Below are 19,555 nucleotides of genomic sequence, written 5' to 3'. Positions count from 1 at the left end.
GCCTTTTTCTGTTTGGCTAATTGCTTTTTAGTTTCAATTGCTTTTTCTAATCTGTTTTTGAAACGGAAAAGCTTTGGCAATCCTTCTAATCGGTCTTCAATGGTGATTATTTCGTAAACCACAATTGCTTTTTCTAAAACGCGGATTTCATTATCCAAATCGTTTTCGTTTTTGTAGATCGTTGCTAGCCGATCGTAAGGATGATTTCCTTTAAAGCCTTCTGCAACATTTTCTTCATACAATTCAATTGCTTTTTCAAGATTTCCATTTTTCTCGAACTCAGTTCCTTTCAGATTTCGTTCGTTCTGCAAGTTTTCATTGATTTCCATAGTTAAAGTTTGATTTGGGTGTTAAACTTCTTCTGATTTTTTCCCAAAATCTTTTGGGAAGGTTAAAAAACGTGATAAAATAAGACCTGGAATTGTAGCCAGCAAAACCCAAATAAAGAAGTTTTGATAGCCTAAATATTTTTGTATAAAACCGCTTAACATTCCTGGAAGCATCATTCCTAATGCCATAAAACCAGTTGCCAGTGCATAATGTGCTGTTTTTGATTCTCCTTCGGCAACATGAATTAAATACATCATAAAGGCAGTAAAACCAAAACCGTAACCAAATTGTTCTACAATTACAACGGCGTAAATGTAATAAATTGAAGTAGGATGAAAGAAAGCCAATAATATAAAACCTAAAATTGGAAGGTGCATTGCTAAAAACATTGGAAACATCCATTTCGTAAGTCCCTGTTTTGAGATTGCGATTCCGCCTAAAATACCTCCGATAGTTAAAGCCGCAACGCCACAAGTTCCATAAATAATTCCAACCGCTTCAGTGTCTAATCCCATTCCGCCTAATTCTTTCGAATCTAATAGAAAAGGACTTAGCATTTTAAGCAATTGAGATTCTCCTAGTCTAAAAACCAAGATAAAAGTTAGAATCAATCCGATTTGTTTTTTCTTGAAAAAACTGATAAAAATAGTTGCAAAATCTTGAGAATGCGCAGTTTCTTTAGTTGTCAAAGCATTGATTTCATTCTTTGGTGTAAAAATGAAATTGTAAACGGTAATGAAAGTCATTAGTAAACCAACACAAATCATGGTATATGACCAAGCTTTGGTATTGTCTCCAAATTTATGTTCTAAATAACCTGCAAAAAGCACCACCAATCCGTTTCCTGCTAACATCGAAAGTCTGTAAAAAGTACTTCTAATACCAATAAAGAAAGATTGTTTGTCTTCTGGAAGAACCAATAAATAAAAGCCATCGCTAGCAATATCATTTGAAGCCGAAGCAAAAGCCGCAACCCAGAATATAGACAAGGTCATTATGAAAAATCCGTTGAGCGGAATGGTAAAACCGACCAGCAGAAAAGCAATTGAAATGATTAATTGCATTAGTAAAAACCATTTTCTTTTGGTTCCAATTAATTCAATAAGCGGACTCCAAAGTGGTTTGATAACCCAAGGTAGATAAAGTAAACTGGTGTAAACACCAATATCTTCGTTAGAAATCCCTAAATTTTTATACATAATTACCGAAACGGAAATAATTATAGCATACGGTAATCCAGAAGCGAAGTTAAGAAGCGGAATCCAAAACCAAGGTTTGTTATCTGTTTTCATTAGGTTGATTTGGTGTATAGTTTTTAAATGGCTTTTTTAAATCTATTGCAATTGGAGTACTTTCATTGGCATAGTAATCAATAAAAGTTACTGCACAGGCTTTGTAAAGGTTTAATTTTCCTGCCGCTATTGCGAAATTGATTTTTCCGTCAACTTCTTTTATCGTTACTTTCTCAATAATTTTTGTTGCATCATTAGTATCAATTTTCGAAATATGTTCTGCTCCATAAACTACCATATAGCGAACCTTTGTATTTAGAGGACTTTGGAATGTGAAATCATATTTAATACTGTCTTTTTTGTACTCCAATAATTTTGGCGTGTCAATAATTACATGTCGTAAATTTGGAACAGCTGCAGGAAGTGCAGGATATTTATATTGATTTTCTTCTAAATGACGAACGACATCGAAGTTTTTGCCCATAAACCATTTTGAGCTGAAGTAAGCGCTTCCAGAAACATTTTTGAAAGTTCTTAAGAAATCAATTTGGGTTGGAATTTCGGTCATATAATTCCAGCTTTTATCACCGTCGCCTCTAATTTTGTACGTAGCATGTCCGATGTAAATAGCAGTATTCGGATTAGCGTTCTCAGACCACCATTTTACCAATTTAGAGTAAGAAGCTCTAGTATTGTTCATGCTCCAATATAATTGAGGCAAGATATAATCGATCCAGTTCTGATCCATCCATAACATCGGATCAGCGTATAAATCATCATAATTTGAAGTCGACTGTGTTTCAGAGCCTTTTGGATCTTGAGATTTATTTCTCCAAACCCCAAACGGACTAATTCCAAATTGAACCCACGGTTTGCTTTCTTTAATGGTAGCCGAAATGGCATGTACAAAGTTGCTTACATTTGCACGACGCCAATCTGCACGGCTTAAACCTGCGCCATATTTTTGGTACGAAGCATTATCGTTAAATACTTTTCCAGGAACAGCATAAGGATAGAAATAATCATCAAAATGAATGGCATCAATATCATATTTGTCAACAACTTCTTTTACGACTTTGGTTAAATGCGCTTGAACTTCTGGTAAAGCAGGATCGTAATAATATTTTCCACCATATTCAATCATCCATTCTGGATGTTTAAAAAGATCATGATTTGGGCTTAAAAGATTTTTGTTCAAATCAAAAGTTGCACGATAAGGATTCAGCCAAGCGTGAAACTCAAAGCCTCTGTTGTGTGCTTGCTCAATCATCCAAGCCAAAGTATCGTAATACGGATTTGGAGCCAAACCTTCTTTTCCGGTCAAAAATCGTGACCAAGGTGCAAATTCTGAAGGATAAATAGCATCTCCAACACTTCTAACCTGAACAATTACAGCATTATAATTTAGTTTTTTGTAAGCTTCTAAAATTTCAAGATAATCAGCTTTTTCTTTTTCCACATTATCCATACTTGTTTTCGGCCAGTCAATATTTACAACCGTTGCAATCCATACACCTCTAAATTCGTTTTTAGGATGCAGTATTTTTTCTTGTGAAAATGATTTCAATCCAAAGAAAAATAAAAGTATGATAGAGTATAGTAAGTGCTGATTTTTATGCATTTCAATCTTTTTAAACAAAAAACCAAAAATAGTTTTTTTAACTGATTATAATTAATAACGCTGGGTTTTTTCCGCCACGAATTCACGAATTATTTTTTTTCAAAGATTAAATATAATCCAAGTAATTACAATTCGTTTAATTAATAACGTTTTTTCCGCATAGATTTTTAAATAAATTCGTGAATTCGTGGCTATCTTTTAATCTGGAAAAGAAATTTTCCCCATTGTTACTGATGGAATTCCTTTTTGTGAACCAAAATTATAATTTCCTCCAGCAACAGTTTCATTAGCCAAAACGGCAAATAAAACGGCTTCTTTCGCATCGCCTGAAATTCCTAGAACGTCGCTTTTTTCAAATTTACAAGACAATAATTCCTGTAACCAGCTTACCATTAACGGATTTCGCGCGCCACCGCCAGACATATAAACTGTAAACTCTTCGATTGGTGTTTTAGTATTTTCTACAACAAACAAAACCGCTTCGGCAATCGTTTCGGCGCTCAAACGTGTTAAAGTTGCAAGCAAATCTGGTGCCGAAATATGCTGTAATCCTAATTTTACCAAAGCAGAGTTTACAAACTCATGATTAAATAATTCCTGACCAATTGTTTTTGGAAAACTTTGTTTGAAAAATGGATCGCTTTTTAATTCGCTTAAAAGTTCGTGATTTACAGTTCCGCTTTTAGCAATTTCAGCATCTTTATCAAAGCTTTTTTCAGGGAAAAATTGTTTGGTGAAAATATCGATTAGAGTATTTGCTGTTCCGGTATCGGTTACAAAAACTTCTTCGGCATTTTGTGAAGCTGGCAAATAAGTAAAATTGGCAATTCCGCCCATGTTGAGCATAATTCGGTTTTCGTCTTTTTTGCTGAACAATAAATAATCGCCATAAACGGCCAAAGGCGCGCCTTCGCCACCAGCTGCAACGTGTTTTTGTCTGAAATCTGAAAGCGTGATAATTCCGGTTTTTACCGCAATATGATCGCCATCGCCAATTTGCAAAGTGGCGTTTGGAAATTTTTCCTGCTGATGCAAAAATTTTGGCGCGTGCAGAACCGTTTGTCCGTGCGAAGCAATCAAATCGACTTCGTTTGCGGGAATATTCCATTTAGCAAGACAATCATTGATCATTCCCGCGTGCAGATTTGCAATCCATTCGTTTAATAAAACTAAATGCTGAAAATCGATTGTTTTCTGCGCAAATACTTTTCTGATTTCGGTTTTAATATCGTCGTTGTAATCTATGGTTTCAAACTGCTGGATTTTGACAATCGTATTTCCGCCTTCGCCCGAAACTTCGCAAAGAGCAATATCGAGTCCGTCAAGTGAAGTTCCTGACATTAAGCCTAATATTTTTCGAGTCTCTTTTTGAGCAATCTCGTAGAGAGCTTTTATGTTTTTATTCATTAAAATGAAGTTTTAAGGAAGTGTTTTTTGGAAGCGCTAAAATCAGATTATTTTAGGTATAAATATAGAAAAAGGTTTTTTTTATTTTTTTAAATATATTAGAACAAGGTATTATCTAGCATTGCCAGTGGTTTCAAGCACTGTGTTATATTTAACGAAAAGATGGGTGGTTACAAACACAGGTATAGAATAAATTTACCAACCAAAATATTTAATTGCAATTATGAATATCAATAAATATGTATAAGGGTTTAAGCATCAATCTTTTTTTTACATATCTTTATTTTTTAAAAGTATAATTCATGGATGAAACAAATGAGTTAAGATGTACAATTGAAGAGAAAGAGGTTTCCCTCCAAAAACATTTCAGTCTTTATCAAAAGAATTTAAGAAAATACCCTTTCTATTTAAAATATGATGCTTTCAAAGACCTAAAATTAATTTTTGAATTATACTCCGAAATATTTCATCTAAGAGGTTATAATTATAGCAAATTTACAGATGAAAAACTCATCAAATTAATTAAACCATTTAGCGATAACGAAAAGAAAGAACTAATTGGGCATCTTATAAAATCTCTCGTAAAGAATGGTAATGATGATGAAGCCAAGAACATGATTCTATTACTAAATAAGCTAGAAATTAAGTGTTATTGGAATTCAATATGCAAATTTCAAAATGTACTTTCAAATCTGCTTAAACTAACACTAAAAGCACTATCTTTTAATATATGGATAGTGTTAATGTTTATTGCAATATATTTGATTATTTCAACTACTATATTCTGCGAAGCAAGTTTTGATTTAATGACAGTCTTAGAGGTGAAAAAGATCAAAGTATCAGATGTAAATTGGATAAACAATCTTGGAAACTTATTTACATATATTTTTGAACTGGATGAACGTATGCAAGTTACTCCACTAAATTTTTTGGGAGTACTCGTATTGGTTTTTCAAAAGTCATTTTTATTATTAGTCATAGGAAATTATTTAATCAAGGAAATTTTCAACAAAATAAAACTACAATAATTTTATGAGTGTAAAGAATTTAGAATATGACATTAAAAGATTCAACTCTTTAATTTTACGAATAATACTTATTTTTGTTCTGAATGCTGTTTTTTTTATTAATAAAAATATATTTCCAAGCTGGGTTTATTTCTCTTCTATATCACTTTACACTTTATTACTGCTTTTAAATTATCTAACAACCAAGAATTTTAACAAAGGTGCAATTAGGTTATTTCTTGACTGTATTGTTATTTGCATTTTTTTATATAAAAAAGATTTAGACTGTGTCTTTACTTATTTTCCATTTCTTCTATTAATTTTCAATACTCAAAGTCATTCTAGCAAAAACAGTAAGTTTTGGTTATTTGTATTGCTAATACATTTGTCAATCTTAATCGTTGATAATTTTAGTTTTAAATTAACACATCATATAATTCCATGCATATTTTATATTTTTATCTTTATTCTATACATCCGCAATTTAATTTCTTTTTTTAAAGAAGACATGTTGAATTTAGTAAGCAATTTATTTATAGAAAATGTTAATGAAAATAATAGTCACAGAATTTTAAAAAATGTAATTCAAAAGATAAATTCATCACAAATTGGAATTTTAAATAAAATTTCTGAAGTTTTTTTATTTATAAACAATAATGAAAAATTTGTATTAATCAAAGGTTCTAAATTTATTACAAATAATGATTTAAAATCTTCTATTAACATTGAAAGTATTATTAAAAATAATGATGAAAAAAGTAATGTTTTTAAAGATTCTGTTGAGATAGACAATGTTAATTATAATGTCTCTTATTGGCTACATCATAAAATTTTAGAGAAAGATTATTATTTTCTAGTTGCGTTAAAAAAAGACAATATTTTCAATGAATTTTTAATAACAAGTTTCAGACCCATATTTGAATACATTGGAAGAATTTACTATATGAGTAATTCTTTAATGGCAATAAGTAATGAAAACCAAAAAATTATAAAACAAAAAATAGCTTATGTTTTTGACGCACAAAATGCCCTTCATTATGTAAAAAACAAATTAACGCCTATTACATCTACAATTAACTTAATGGATAGATATTTCAAACAAAAAGATCTATCTGAAGAAAATAAAAAATACATACAAAATCGACTATTGACAAATAATAATAATTACGAAATCAAGCAAATCATAAAAAAGGCCGAAATTTTAATTAAAGGTGTTGATAACATTTTAGAGGAAAAAGATAAAAGCATATCTTTAAAAGCATTAATTGATGATATAAGAAAAAATTGGTTTTTTCATTTTAACAATATTGATGATGTAATAATTAGTGTGGAAAATCTTAAAAATATAAAAATTGAAATAAATCAAATGATGTTTGATTTCGTTTTTACAGATATTATTGAAAATATTAATAAATATGGAAAAGAGGGAGGAAAAAGAGTGGAAATTAGTCTTGAAGATGATATAATTAAAATTTTATTTTCAAATAAAATTTCGGATTATGATAGAGATAAAAGAGAATTAGATGAAATAGTTAATTTATATAATTTAACAAATAACGATGAAATTTACAGTAGAAAAACTCATGGTCTAAGTTTCATAAGACGATTACTCAGAAGAAAAAATATTGCGAATAAAATTTTTATCGATAAAGAGGCAAAAACATTTAATAACGAAATCAAGCTAAAAAGATATATAGATGAAAATATTAGTATTTGAAAATGAAATACCAAAGGTCAAAGATGCCTTTAATGATGTAAACGAATTAGATTTCGATAAAAGTTTAAAAGTTGAGTATGTTGATAAATCACAAAATTTTGGTGATTATAAAAAGACCTCAGAATATGATGTAATATTCGTTGATATAGATTTATCACCCACTAGCTTTAAAGATGGCTATGGAGTTATTGAAGACATTCTTAAATTTGGAAACAAAAACATAGTTGTTTTAACTGGAAACATGGTTGAAGATGAACTAAAAAAAAGAGGATTAAGTGATTTAAAAATTTTATCAAAACCAATTTTTTTAGATGAGTTAAAGGAGGTAATAGAAAATTTTAAATAAATCAAAATTACCTTTCTAATGTTTAGATAAAATTTGTATTTAAACTTTCTCAAATAATTTTCCGAAATATCTTAAGAATATAATCTACAAAACTCCTGCTAGCGCGAGCGTCCTGCTCGTGCCCATAAAAAATATCAATTACTAAAAGAGAAAACCTCGACTTAAAAATCAAGGTTTTCCATTTAAATTCTACTCCAACTCCAAATAAGGGTTTAAAGTTTCTGCTAATTCATTGAGCCAGTAAAAGCTGTCTCTTAATCTGATGATTTCGCTTTGAAATGTTTCATGTTCGCTCAAAACACATAAAGCGAGTGTGAAATTTACCTGCCTTAATGTTTTAGCCATTTCAACAGGATCGATTCTGTCGTTGAAAAAATTCAAAAGCTTGATTTCGGTTTCCTTGGAAAGAGCGTTGTTAATCATATACCTAAATTTGAGAATAATAGCCATTGTAAGTGTAACGATTTATACATTTCACTCCTTTGGATAAGTTTATATTAGTTTATTCTTTGTGTTTAGGACTGTAAAGATATTAAAAAAATATTTTAAAGTAAGAAAAAGATTATGTTTTGTTTTTTTTAAAAACAATACTATTGCTGAAGTATATTGTCTCTAATTGGTAAATATAAAACGATATTTTGAAAAATGATAAATTCAGTGAGATTTCCACACAGTATGTCATTTCGAAGGAAGAGAAATCTTCGCAAGAAACTCGATAAAGATTGGCTTTTCGTTGCGGAGTTACGTGCGAAGATTTCTCCTTCGTCGAAATGAGAATATTGGGGAAATTCGTTGTGTCAATTTTTAGTTGTCATAAGCCTTCGACTTCGCTCAGGGTGACAATCGTTTTTTATGTTTTTATAAGCCTTTTTAGATGAATATAAGATCGCTCAAGATGACAATTTATTTAGAGAGAAAACCTTTGTCACTTTGCAACTTTGAGCCTTTGTACCTTATTTAAGCACAAACTCATTTTCTTTCAATTTCTTCAAAACAGCAGCAATAATTTTAGAACGGCATTCTGAGTTTTGAATTGTTGATGCGGTTTTAACCCAATAACGAACATTAAGCTGAATAACACCCGCTGCGGCAACATCTGTAATTACGGCGGCGTTTTCATGGTCTTTTTCGGTTACCTCTTCGCTGTTGCCTAAAACTTCTTTTACGAGTTCGATGGCTCGGGTATAATCAGAACCATATTCTAGTCCGACGGTGAAAGTTTGAAGGAGAAAGCCTTCGCTATTGTAGTTAATTAAAGTGTTTTTTATAAGAAGCGCATTTGGAATGTAAATGATTTTAGAATCGCTTTTTACTTCGGTATCACGGAGGTTAAGATTAATGACTTCACCTTTTACACCGTTGCTTTCGATAATATCGCCAATAGAAAACGGACGTTTGAAAGCGAGCAGAATTCCGGCAAGGAAATTTTCGCCAATATCTTTAAGCGCAAAACCAATTACAAAAGCCGAAATTCCGGCACCAGCCAGCATGCTTTGCGCAACGCCTTCAAGACCAATAATTCGGAACATAAACAAGATTCCGATAATAATTAAGACCGATTTAATTAAACGCGCAATAAAAACCGCCAAAAGACGATCGTGCATTTTTGTTTTGAGTCGGTTTCCTGCAAAAATACCCACACGGCTTGCAATAAACCATGAAACGAGAACGACCAAAACGGCCAGAATAAATTTTGGGGTAAGATCGACAATGCTATTGTAGTAACCTTCGAGGTGGCTGATAACGTCTTGAAAGAAATTTTCCATAATGATAAAGACATAAAAAAGTAAAATTTTAAAATTACCTTTTTAGTAAGCCGAATGCTTTACAGGATTCTCTCAGAATTTTATAAAATATGATGGAGTTGTTAGATAAATTCATAAAATAGAATCGTTTTGCCCTGCGATATTTTTATCTTTGTGGTCTGAGTTTTTTCAGGAAATATTTTTATAAAAAGCACATTTACATGTTGACCCAATCTAATTTAGAGCAATTAGCCAATAGTCTCGAAGGCACACTTTTATTCGATGAGCTTCATAAAACGCTTTATTCTACAGATGCTTCAGTGTACCGAATTAAGCCAAATGCGGTGGCAATTCCTAAAACGACTGAAGATATTGCCAAACTGATTCAATTTGCGGCAGAACATAAGCTGTCGATTACGCCAAGAACCGCGGGAACTTCGCTGGCTGGACAAGCAGTAGGAGACGGATTGGTGGTTGATGTGTCGAAGCATTTTACTAAAATATTAGGTTATGATGCTGAAAGGAAAACCGTAACGGTTCAGCCAGGTGTTATTCGCGATGAGCTGAATTTATTTTTAAAACCTCACGGCGTATTTTTTGCACCCATTACATCGACATCAAACCGCGCAATGATTGGCGGAATGGTAGGAAACAACTCTTCAGGAACAACTTCGATTCGATATGGTGTTACGCGTGATAAAATTGCTGAGGTAAAAGCACTTTTAAGTGATGGTTCTGAAGTGGTTTTTAAAGACCTGACTTCGGCTGAATTTATTGAAAAAACAAAAGGTGATTCTTTAGAAAATAAAATATACAAAACAATTTACGACGAGCTTACTATAAAAGAAGCTCAAGAAGAAATTGTAAAAGAGTTTCCGAAACCAGAAATTCACAGAAGAAATACAGGTTATGCCGTTGATATTCTGTTGAAATCAGAATTATTTGGCGGAACTGAACCCACCATAAATCTTGGAAAATTGCTTTGCGGAAGTGAAGGAACTTTGGCTTTTACAACCGAAGTGACGCTGAAAGTTGACGATTTGCCACCACCTCACAGTATTATGGTTGTTGGACATTATCATACCATTCAAGAGTCTCTAGAATCGGTTGTGGTGGCTATGAAACATCATTTGTACACTTGCGAAATGATCGACGATACGATTTTGGATTGTACCAAAACCAATCGTGAGCACATTAAAAACCGTTTCTTTTTGGTTGGAGAACCAAAGGCGATTATGTTGTTTGAAGTGGCATCGCATACTTTAGAAGATGCCGAAAAACAAGCCGATGCTTTGATTGCCGATTTAGAGCAAAACAATTTTGGTTACGCTCGAGTAAAAATCTACGGAAACGATATTGACAAAGCCAATGAATTACGAAAAGCAGGTCTTGGACTTTTAGGAAGTATTGTAGGCGACGATAAAGCTGCCGATTCGATTGAGGATACAGCAGTTGAATTGAGCGATTTGCCAGCTTATATTGCTGAGTTTTCGGCAATGATGTTAAGACACGGACAAGAAGCGATTTATTACGCACATGCGGGTGCAGGAGAATTGCACTTGCGTCCCGTTTTGAATTTGAAGAAAACATCTGACTTAAAATTATTTAGAACCATTGCGACAGAAGTAGCGCATTTGGTAAAAAAATATAGAGGCTCGTTAAGTGGTGAACATGGCGACGGAATTGTGCGCGGTGAGTTTATTCCGTTTATGATTGGCGATAAGAATTACGAACTTTTGAAAAGAATCAAATTGGCGTTCGATCCAAATTCGGTTTTGAATATTGGGAAGATTGTCAATGCCTTGAAAATGGATGAAAATCATCGTGTTATTTCGGGCAGAGTAGAACCAGATATTAAAACGTTTCAGGATTTCTCAGACAGTTTAGGAATTTTGCGTGCAGCCGAAAAATGCAACGGTTCTGGTGATTGTCGAAAATTGCCGTCAGGCGGAGGGGCAATGTGTCCGAGTTATCGTGCAACTAGAAACGAAAAAGAAACAACGCGTGCAAGAGCGAATGCTTTACGTGAATATCTGACGTATTCTGAAAAAGAAAATAAATTTGACCAGAAAGAATTATATGAAGTTTTTGAGTTGTGCGTGAGTTGTAAAGCCTGCGCAAGCGAATGTCCAAGTAACGTGGACGTAGCGACTTTGAAAGCGGAATTTTTATATCAATACCAAAAAGCAAACGGATTTACAACCCGAAATAAGATTTTTGCCAACAACGCCAAATTGAACAAAATGGGAAGTAAATTCCCGTCGATTACGAATTTTATTTCGAATCAGTCTTTGGTAAAAAAAACAATGGGAATTGCGCCAGAAAGACAAGTTCCGCTTTTGGCGAAAAAGACTTTTAGAAAATGGTATGCCAACAATAAATCTTCACAAACCGATTTTCCAAACGGAAGATTGTATCTGTTTGTAGATGAATTCACGAATTATTATGATGTAAATATCGGAATCGATGCTTTCGAATTATTGACGAAATTAGGCTATCAGGTTTTGGTTGTCGATCATGAGGAAAGCGGAAGAACGTATCTTTCAAAAGGATTTTTGGAAGAAGCGAAGAAAATTGCGAATCATAATGTAAGTGTTTTTAAAGATTTGGTTTTAGGAAACGAACCTTTAATTGGAATTGAACCTTCGGCGATTTTGACTTTTAGAGATGAATATCTTCGTTTAGCCGATGATAAAGAAGCTGCAGAACAGTTGTCGAGAAATGCTTTTACAATTGAAGAGTTCTTCAAAAAAGAAATCATAGATGGTAAAATCACAGCCGATTCTTTTTCAGAAGAAAGTAAAGAAATTAAAATTCACGGACATTGTCATCAGAAATCTTTAAGTTCTGTTGAAGCGACTTTTGCAATGCTGAATCTGCCAAAAAATAATACGGTTACGATTTATAATTCGGGTTGCTGCGGAATGGCGGGTTCTTTTGGTTATGAAAAAGAACATTACCAAGTTAGTATGCAAATGGGAGAGGATACGTTATTTCCAAAAGTACGTGCTACAGCAGAAAACGTGAAAATCGCTGCAGCAGGAACAAGTTGTCGTCATCAAATTTATGATGGAACTAGTCGTGAGGCTCAGCATCCTGTTAGTATTTTGAGGAATTGCCTTAAGTAAGATGTGTCTCGTAAATATGAAAAAGTTTTGCCACAGATTAAAAGGATTAAAATGATTTTTATTTCACGCAGATTTTACAGATTTAAGCAGATAATCGCAGATTTTAAGTATCGCTAGTTTAAAATTAAATCTGCCTAAATCTGCGAAATCTGCGTGAAAAATTATTTAGATAAAGATTAAAAAAATCATTTTAATCATTTTAATCCTTTTAATCTGTGGCAAAAAAAAACTATTTCAAACTAATTTTTTTACCAGTTTCAGCCGCTTTATAAATGGCGTTTATGATTTTTACATCTTTAATTCCTTCTTCACCAGTAATATGATTTGGAAGTTTTTGGTTTGCTAAAATCACTTTACAAATCTCGTCCATTTGGGTTTGCTGTTGGTTTATAACTGGGAAATTAAAAGGTTTTCCATCAGATCTTTTACCTACAAATGGACCATAACTTACAGCAGGACTCATTTCGAAGAAACCTTCATCTGCGGCAGCATGAAATCGGTCGATTCCAAAACCGTAAGAACTACTGCAATTGGCAACAGCACCACTCGGAAATTCCATTTGCCACGTAATATTTTCTTCCACTTGTGCAAATCTGTTTTTGTTGTTTATGGTTCCAAATTGCGCCGTGACAGCAATTGGTTCTTCGCCTAAAACATAACGCGAGACTTGAATGCAATAAACCCCTAAATTAATTAATGCGCCACCTCCTGCAAACTTTTTTGTAAGTCTCCATTCATTTCGAGCATTTAAATCAACAGGTTTATTTACGTCGTGAATATCGTAAGTGCTATAACCTAGAGAAGTTTCAATATAACGAACTTGTCCCAAAACTTTTTCTTGCCCCAATCGTTTTACTTCTAGATGATTTGGTTCATAATGCAAACGATATCCCATTGCCAATTGAACGTTATTGTCGTTGCAGGCTTTTATCATTTCTTCACAATCTTCAATAGTAATTGCCATTGGTTTTTCTACAATTACATGTTTTCCAGCTTTAGCAGCACGAACGGTAAATTCTTTATGAAGCGAGTTTGGAGTTACAACATAGACAAGGTCAATATCTTTGTTTTTTATAATTGAATCGAAGTTTTCGTAATTGTAAATATTCTTCTCTGGAATATTATATTTCTTTTTCCATGTTTCAGCTTTAGAAGGCGTTCCTGTAACAATTCCGTTAAGTTGGCAATATTCAGAAACCTGAAGGCCTTCAGCTAATAATGAAGCATAGTTTCCTAAACCACACAAAGCAATATTTATTTTTTTTCCAGTATAGGGTTTATGAATCTTTTCTGTTTCGGTTACAAAAGAAGGAAGCGAAGTCATGATAACCGAAGCTCCCACACCAAGGCCAAATTTATTTACAAAAGAACGTCTCGTGATTTTTTCCATAAAAATGATTCTTTAAAATTAAATACTACTTGTATTAGTAAGCTCATTTTGGGAAATGTTACATTTGTATTTGACTTAAATGTGATGAATGTTAAGATTTTTTGTTTCACGCAGATTTAAAAAGATTTAGGCAGATATCACAGATTTAATTTGTTGTGATTTTTAAAATAAAATCTGCTCAGATCTGCAAAATCTGCGTGAAACAAAAATTTGTGATGATTAGAGTTTTCAATGTTAAAAAAGAAAATTCGAGAAATTATTGTAATTAGTAGCAAAAAAAAAAAACTTAGTGTCTTAGTGTCTTCGTGGCAAGAAAAAAAATCACAAAAAAACAAAATGGTTTTATATATTTGAAATCAGGATAATTTTTGCATTATTTGCAAAATAAAACCAGAACGACTGAATTAAATCAATTTATAATAGCAAAACATATATGGCATTTTCAAGTTTATTCCGAAAAAAAACAGTGCAGGATATTCTGAAACAGGTTGCAAAAAACGAGGCAGATGGGCATGAAGCATTAGGAAAGCACCTTACAACCAAAGATTTAACTGCTTTCGGGATTGCTGCGATTGTTGGTGCGGGGATTTTCAGTACGATCGGAAAAGCAAGTGCAGATGGAGGACCAGCCGTAATATTTTTGTTCCTTTTTACAGCTCTAGCCTGTAGTTTTGCCGCTTTTGCTTATGCTGAATTTGCATCGATGGTTCCCGTTTCGGGAAGTGCTTATACGTATTCGTATGTGGCTTTCGGAGAAATCATTGCCTGGATTATCGGTTGGGCTTTAATCATGGAATATGCCGTTGGAAACATAACCGTGGCCATATCGTGGAGTGATTATTTTACGGGACTTCTCCAGAGTGGCGGCATTCATTTGCCACAATGGATCCAGATGGATTACCTGACTGCTTCAAACGGCTTCAACGATGCCGAGGCTTTAATGCGAGGTGGAAAATCATTTGAAAATTTAAGCGTTGCTTTACAACAAGCGCATACAGCTTGGACTACAGCGCCAACGATAGGATCTTTCCATTTTGTAACAGATATACCAGCATTATTCATTATTATTTTGATTACTGCTTTGGTTTATAGAGGAATGAAAGAATCTCGTAATGCGAGCAATTTAATGGTTGTTGTAAAACTTTGTGTGGTTCTTTTAGTTATCGCTGTGGGAATATTTTATGTAGATACGGCAAATTGGGATCCGTTCGCTCCAAATGGAGTTAGTGGAGTTTTAAAAGGAGTATCAGCTGTTTTCTTTGCTTATATTGGTTTTGATGCTATTTCTACAACAGCAGAAGAATGTAAAAATCCGCAGCGTGATTTACCACGCGGAATGATGTGGGCAATTATCATTTGTACCATTTTATATATTGCTATTGCTTTGGTTTTAACCGGAATGGTAAAATATCATGAATTAAATGTTGGAGATCCGCTAGCATTTGTTTTCGATAAATTAAACTTAAAATGGATGTCAGGAATTATTGCTGTCAGTGCAGTTGTGGCAATGGCGAGCGTTTTATTGGTTTTCCAAATGGGACAGCCTCGTATCTGGATGAGTATGAGCCGTGATGGATTGCTTCCTAAGAAATTCTCAACTGTTCACCCAAAATTTAAAACTCCTTCTTTTGCTACTATTGTTACAGGATTTGTAGTAGCGGTTCCAGCATTGTTTTTAAACTTAACAATGGTAACCGATTTATGTAGCATAGGAACTTTATTTGCCTTTGTATTGGTTTGCGCAGGAGTGTTAGTTCTTCAAAACAAACCCGAAATTCCAAGAGGAAAATTCAAAACGCCTTATATCAATTCAAAATACATTTTACCAGTTTTAATTATTGTAGGCTTATATTATGCTTTTGCTTTCAACAGCAAAGCTACTATGGCATTCATTAATAATGAGGCACAAACTTTTGATGCGACTTCAATTGTAACTTCTTTAGATAAAGAAGATTCTCAAAAAGTTTTCAATTATTTAAAGAGCATCGATGTAAATAATAAAACTTCTGAAACTTCAGATTTGGAGCATTTATTAAGCCAATATCAAGATGATGAGGTTAAATATGCTGAGGTTGTAAAAGGACTTCCAATTAAAGATTCATTAAAATACGAAACAGGATTCCAGTTGTTCAAACACAAAATTCCTATGTGGATTTTCTTATTTGTTCTGGTTGGATTGGCAGTTTGGGCTTTTAGAAAAAATCTTTCTTTAATTCCTCTTTTAGGATTAATCTGTTGTTTGTATATGATGGCCGAATTAAGCGTTTGGAACTGGATTTATTTTACAGTTTGGCTATTGATCGGGCTTCTTATTTACTTTACTTATAGTAGAAAAAACAGTAAATTAAACTTTGTAGAAAAAGTATAAGTTCAAAAAAAAACATAAAAAAGCCATTCTGGATATCTCTGGAATGGCTTTTTTATTTGAGAAAAAGATAAAGAGGTTTTTCCTTGCCGAAAGTCCGTTTTTTCTCTAATTTGGACTCTCAAATTTTTAATTTATTTTTTTTATTACATGAGTTTTCTTGATAAAATATTAGGCAAAAATGAAGCTCCAATACAATCTTATAATGATTTCTGGAATTGGTTTTTAGCAAATGAAAAAGAGTTTTTTAAAACCGTTCAAAGTGGAGAAAATATACATCAAGGCTTTTTTGATAAACTAGTGCCAAAGCTAGATGAAATTCACGAAGGAATTTATTTTCTTACTGGAATGTTCGATGATCAAACTGCCGAATTAGTTCTTACGCCAGATGGAGCAATCAGAAACATTTATGTTATTGAAGAATTAGTTAATGCTGCCCCAGAAATTAATGGATGGAAATTCACAGCTTTAAAACCAGCTTCTGATATTAATAATATTGGAATTACCTATCAGGATTTTGAATTCAGTAAAGAAAACTTAAAATTTTTTCCTCGTGTCCATGAAGGTTACCCAGATGAAATAGATTTGGTAATTGTTTATGATCATTTTATTGAAGAGAAAAAATCTAATGTGACTAATGGAGTGTATATTTTTCTGGACAATTATTTGGGTGAATTGCATTCTGTTGCCTTAATCGATAATTTGGTTGTTATAGGGCCAGAAAATGTTTCTGAAGAATTAATTCCAATCGAAAAATTAAAAGACTATTTAATTTGGAGAGAGAAAGAATTTGTTGAAAAATATGAAGGAACTCGACATAATACAGAAAATGACGGTTATGCCAATTTTGAAGGAAAAAGAGAAGATGGTTCTATTGTTTTGGCTTTAATTAATACTACAATTTTAGAATGGGATAAAAAAGCATCGCATCCTTGGGTTTTTATTGTTGTAATTCCTTTTGATGATTGTGATAATGGCGGATTACCAGATGAAAAAACATATAAGCTTCTAGATGAAATTGAAGAAGAAATTATCGCTAGTTTGCCAGATTCTGAAGGATATTTAAATTTGGGAAGGGAAACGGCAAACAATAAAAGGGAAATATTTTTTACTTGTAAAGACTTTAGAAAACCAGCTAAAATTGCTGACGAACTAATTAAGAAATACAGCGGAGTTTTCGAAATAAGCTACGAACTTTATAAAGATAAATATTGGCAATCATTTAGACATTTTCAGTCCAAATAAAATTCAAAAGCCGTTCTGATAATTCAGAACGGCTTTTTTATGGAATTGATGGTGATTCAAAAAAGTCTATTTTTTTACAATCTTTTGCATTGTTTCTACACCATTTTCTAAACGGATTGTAATAAAATACAATCCAGAACTTAGACGGCTAACATCAATACTGCTTGTATTAGATTTTCCTTCCTGAACAATGCTTCCTTGTGCAGAAATAATAGTGTATTGGCTAATTGCAATAGTAGAATTTACCATCAAGGTATGATCTACTGGATTTGGATAAAGTCGTACCGCATAGGTTTCTTCTTCTTTGGTGTCTGTGGTAATTGCCATTCTTGAAGTGCTAGAACCCCATGTATAGGAGTAGCCATCAGTTTTACTTAACAAATCGGCAGTTTGATTTACCGAACCACTAGAGCCATTATTGAAAATGATATTAATTGATGTTGGCCCATTGATAGTGTATTTGTAAAAACCGTTAGTATCTGCTGTCATTGTTACGCCAGGCCAAGTAGCATTTGTTACACTTCCTGAAGGAACAGCATTCCAATAATATATTTTTGGAGTAGTTGTCCAAGTTGTAGGAGGTTTAAAATATACAGTAAGCGTTGGAACGGCTGTAAAAGTATACGTTTCTATTTTTACAGCTGATGCGACTCCAGAAGTATTGACAACAAAAGCTTTTAAAGTTGTATTTGACGTAAAAGCGAATGATTTACTGCCAATTGCAGAAGCAGAGCTCGTTGTTGGAGTTGTGCCGTCTAAAGTGTAATAAATGGTAGAAGAAGTTTCGTTTGCTGTTAAGACAACACTCACAGTAGTTCCAGTTGTAAATGTTCCTCCAGGTTTAGAATTGGTAAAATCTGGAGCAATAACAGGACATCTGTTCGCAGGTTCTGCATTCAGCCAACCAGAATCATAATACTTAATTCCTGCTGTAGCACTTAAATCTCCAGTTTTTAGATTACCATCATTAAAAAGTAAATTAGAAGCACTTACTGTTGACGGAAAAGTATATTTATACCAATCTCCACAATCTTGCGTCATTGCAACTCCTGGATAAGTTACCGCAGGGGCAGTTCCAGTTGGTGACCAATAATAAATTTTAACCGAAGAACTCCAATTGGATGGTTTCTTAAAATAAACCGTAAATGTAGTAGGAGTAGAAAAAGTATAAGTTTGTGTTTTTATAGCAGAACTTACTCCCGCAGCATTCTTAACAAAAGCCTTTAATGTTGTCGTGCTAGTTATTGTAATTGATTTAGTGCCGATGGCAGAGGCAGAAGCTGTAGTAGGATCTGTTCCGTCAAGAGTATAATAAATTAGAGAAGTGCTTTCGTTTGCTGTTAGCGTTAGATTTAAAGTTGTTCCTGTAGTGAAATTTCCTCCTGCTTGCGAGAATGTAAAATCCGGCGCTACAGAAGGGCATCTGTTTGCAGGTTCAGCACTTAGCCAGCCGTTATCATAAAATTTGATTCCGCCAGTTGAATTTAGATCGCCTGTCTTTAGTGAACCATCATTAAACAATAAATTTGAAGCGCTTACTGTTGATGGGAAAGTATATTTATACCAGTCTCCACAATCTTGAGTCATTGCAACTCCAGGATAAGTTACCGCAGGAGCAGTTCCTGTTGGCGACCAATAATAAATTTTTACAGCAGAATTCCAGTTGGATGGTTTTTTAAAATAAACCGTAAATTCTGGAAGTGCTCCAATCGTATACGTTTTGGTTACAATATCAGATTGATTGCCATCTTTGTCAACAGCAAAAGCTTTAATTGTTGTAGTTTGCGTAATGTTGATTGTTTTTGTCGATTCCACAACTGGCGAAGCTGTTGTTGGAGTAGAACCGTCAATTGTATAATACAATTTTGGCTTCGGATCTGTGCTGTCTGTTGCTGTAATTGTTACATCTATGGCTGTAGTTGAATTTCCGGCCTCAGGCGTAAAAGCTATTTTTGGTGCAACATCTAAGTTTTTTCCAACCCAAACGTGCTGAATTTTAGATTTAGTGGTATTTCCTTTTTT

Annotated in this window: 14 protein-coding genes; 6 read left to right on the top strand and 8 right to left on the bottom strand. The window is 33.2% G+C overall.

All coding sequences use genetic code 11. The features are described from left to right. From B3J44_RS12520 to B3J44_RS12505, 4 genes are all read right to left on the bottom strand, one after another. Positions 1-329: hypothetical protein (locus tag B3J44_RS12520; RefSeq protein WP_286968714.1), on the bottom strand; the 329-nt coding region annotated here is incomplete at its 3' end. 21 nt (positions 330-350) lie between these two features. Next, positions 351-1,622, bottom strand: coding sequence for an MFS transporter (locus B3J44_RS12515; protein WP_286968713.1), 1,272 nt, complete (start codon positions 1,620-1,622; stop codon positions 351-353). Continuing rightward, positions 1,609-3,183, bottom strand: a complete 1,575-nt coding sequence (locus tag B3J44_RS12510) for a glycoside hydrolase family 10 protein (RefSeq protein ID WP_286968712.1) — start codon at positions 3,181-3,183, stop codon at positions 1,609-1,611. Before B3J44_RS12510 ends, B3J44_RS12515 begins: the two co-directional genes overlap by 14 nt. A gap of 198 nt (positions 3,184-3,381) precedes the next feature. Continuing rightward, positions 3,382-4,590: an anhydro-N-acetylmuramic acid kinase gene (locus tag B3J44_RS12505; RefSeq protein ID WP_286968711.1), complete on the bottom strand. Its 1,209-nt coding sequence runs from the start codon at positions 4,588-4,590 to the stop codon at positions 3,382-3,384. A gap of 302 nt (positions 4,591-4,892) precedes the next feature. Between B3J44_RS12505 and B3J44_RS12500 the strand changes: the two genes are divergently transcribed. The 3 genes from B3J44_RS12500 to B3J44_RS12490 all read left to right on the top strand — a co-directional run bounded on the left by B3J44_RS12500 (position 4,893) and on the right by B3J44_RS12490 (position 7,660). Beyond that, positions 4,893-5,618, top strand: a complete 726-nt coding sequence (locus tag B3J44_RS12500; RefSeq protein ID WP_286968710.1) for a hypothetical protein — start codon at positions 4,893-4,895, stop codon at positions 5,616-5,618. A gap of 487 nt (positions 5,619-6,105) precedes the next feature. Further along, complete coding sequence (locus B3J44_RS12495) at positions 6,106-7,314, top strand: hypothetical protein (protein WP_286968709.1); 1,209 nt, start codon at positions 6,106-6,108, stop codon at positions 7,312-7,314. Further along, positions 7,295-7,660, top strand: a complete 366-nt coding sequence (locus B3J44_RS12490; protein WP_286968708.1) for a hypothetical protein — start codon at positions 7,295-7,297, stop codon at positions 7,658-7,660. The genes B3J44_RS12495 and B3J44_RS12490 overlap by 20 nt, the downstream gene beginning before the upstream one ends. 189 nt (positions 7,661-7,849) lie before the next feature. Here the strand turns inward: B3J44_RS12490 and B3J44_RS12485 are convergent, their stop codons facing one another. After that, complete coding sequence (locus tag B3J44_RS12485; protein ID WP_286968707.1) at positions 7,850-8,083, bottom strand: hypothetical protein; 234 nt, start codon at positions 8,081-8,083, stop codon at positions 7,850-7,852. A 530-nt stretch (positions 8,084-8,613) separates the two neighbouring features. Continuing rightward, positions 8,614-9,426, bottom strand: a complete 813-nt coding sequence (locus B3J44_RS12480; protein WP_286968706.1) for a mechanosensitive ion channel family protein — start codon at positions 9,424-9,426, stop codon at positions 8,614-8,616. A 200-nt stretch (positions 9,427-9,626) separates the two neighbouring features. Here B3J44_RS12480 and B3J44_RS12475 point away from each other — a divergent pair, with 200 nt between their 5' ends. Further along, positions 9,627-12,533, top strand: coding sequence for an FAD-binding and (Fe-S)-binding domain-containing protein (locus B3J44_RS12475; RefSeq protein ID WP_286968705.1), 2,907 nt, complete (start codon positions 9,627-9,629; stop codon positions 12,531-12,533). Positions 12,534-12,762: 229 nt separating this feature from the next. On the opposite strand, the gene B3J44_RS12470 is transcribed toward B3J44_RS12475, so the two are convergent. Then, a complete protein-coding gene (locus B3J44_RS12470; protein ID WP_286968704.1) occupies positions 12,763-13,923 on the bottom strand; it encodes a Gfo/Idh/MocA family protein in 1,161 nt (386 codons plus the stop codon). Between the two features lie 433 nt (positions 13,924-14,356). On the opposite strand from B3J44_RS12470, the gene B3J44_RS12465 reads away from it, so the two are divergent. Together B3J44_RS12465 and B3J44_RS12460 are read left to right on the top strand one after the other, a co-directional pair. Next, positions 14,357-16,291 (top strand): amino acid permease, encoded by a 1,935-nt coding sequence (locus tag B3J44_RS12465; RefSeq protein ID WP_286968703.1) that lies wholly within the window; start codon positions 14,357-14,359, stop codon positions 16,289-16,291. 147 nt (positions 16,292-16,438) lie between these two features. Next, on the top strand, positions 16,439-17,533 hold the full coding sequence (locus B3J44_RS12460) for a DUF695 domain-containing protein (RefSeq protein WP_286968702.1): 1,095 nt from the start codon (positions 16,439-16,441) through the stop codon (positions 17,531-17,533). Positions 17,534-17,599: 66 nt separating this feature from the next. On the opposite strand, the gene B3J44_RS12455 is transcribed toward B3J44_RS12460, so the two are convergent. Continuing rightward, positions 17,600-19,555 (bottom strand): starch-binding protein (locus B3J44_RS12455; protein ID WP_286968701.1); only part of this gene is annotated, 1,956 nt, incomplete at its 5' end.

Source organism: Flavobacterium sp. UBA4854 (assembly GCF_002399805.1).
In the GTDB taxonomy this organism is placed as follows: domain Bacteria; phylum Bacteroidota; class Bacteroidia; order Flavobacteriales; family Flavobacteriaceae; genus Flavobacterium; species Flavobacterium ginsengisoli.
The sequence above is the reverse complement of the archived record's forward strand: the minus strand, read 5'-3'. Positions and strand labels throughout refer to the sequence as shown.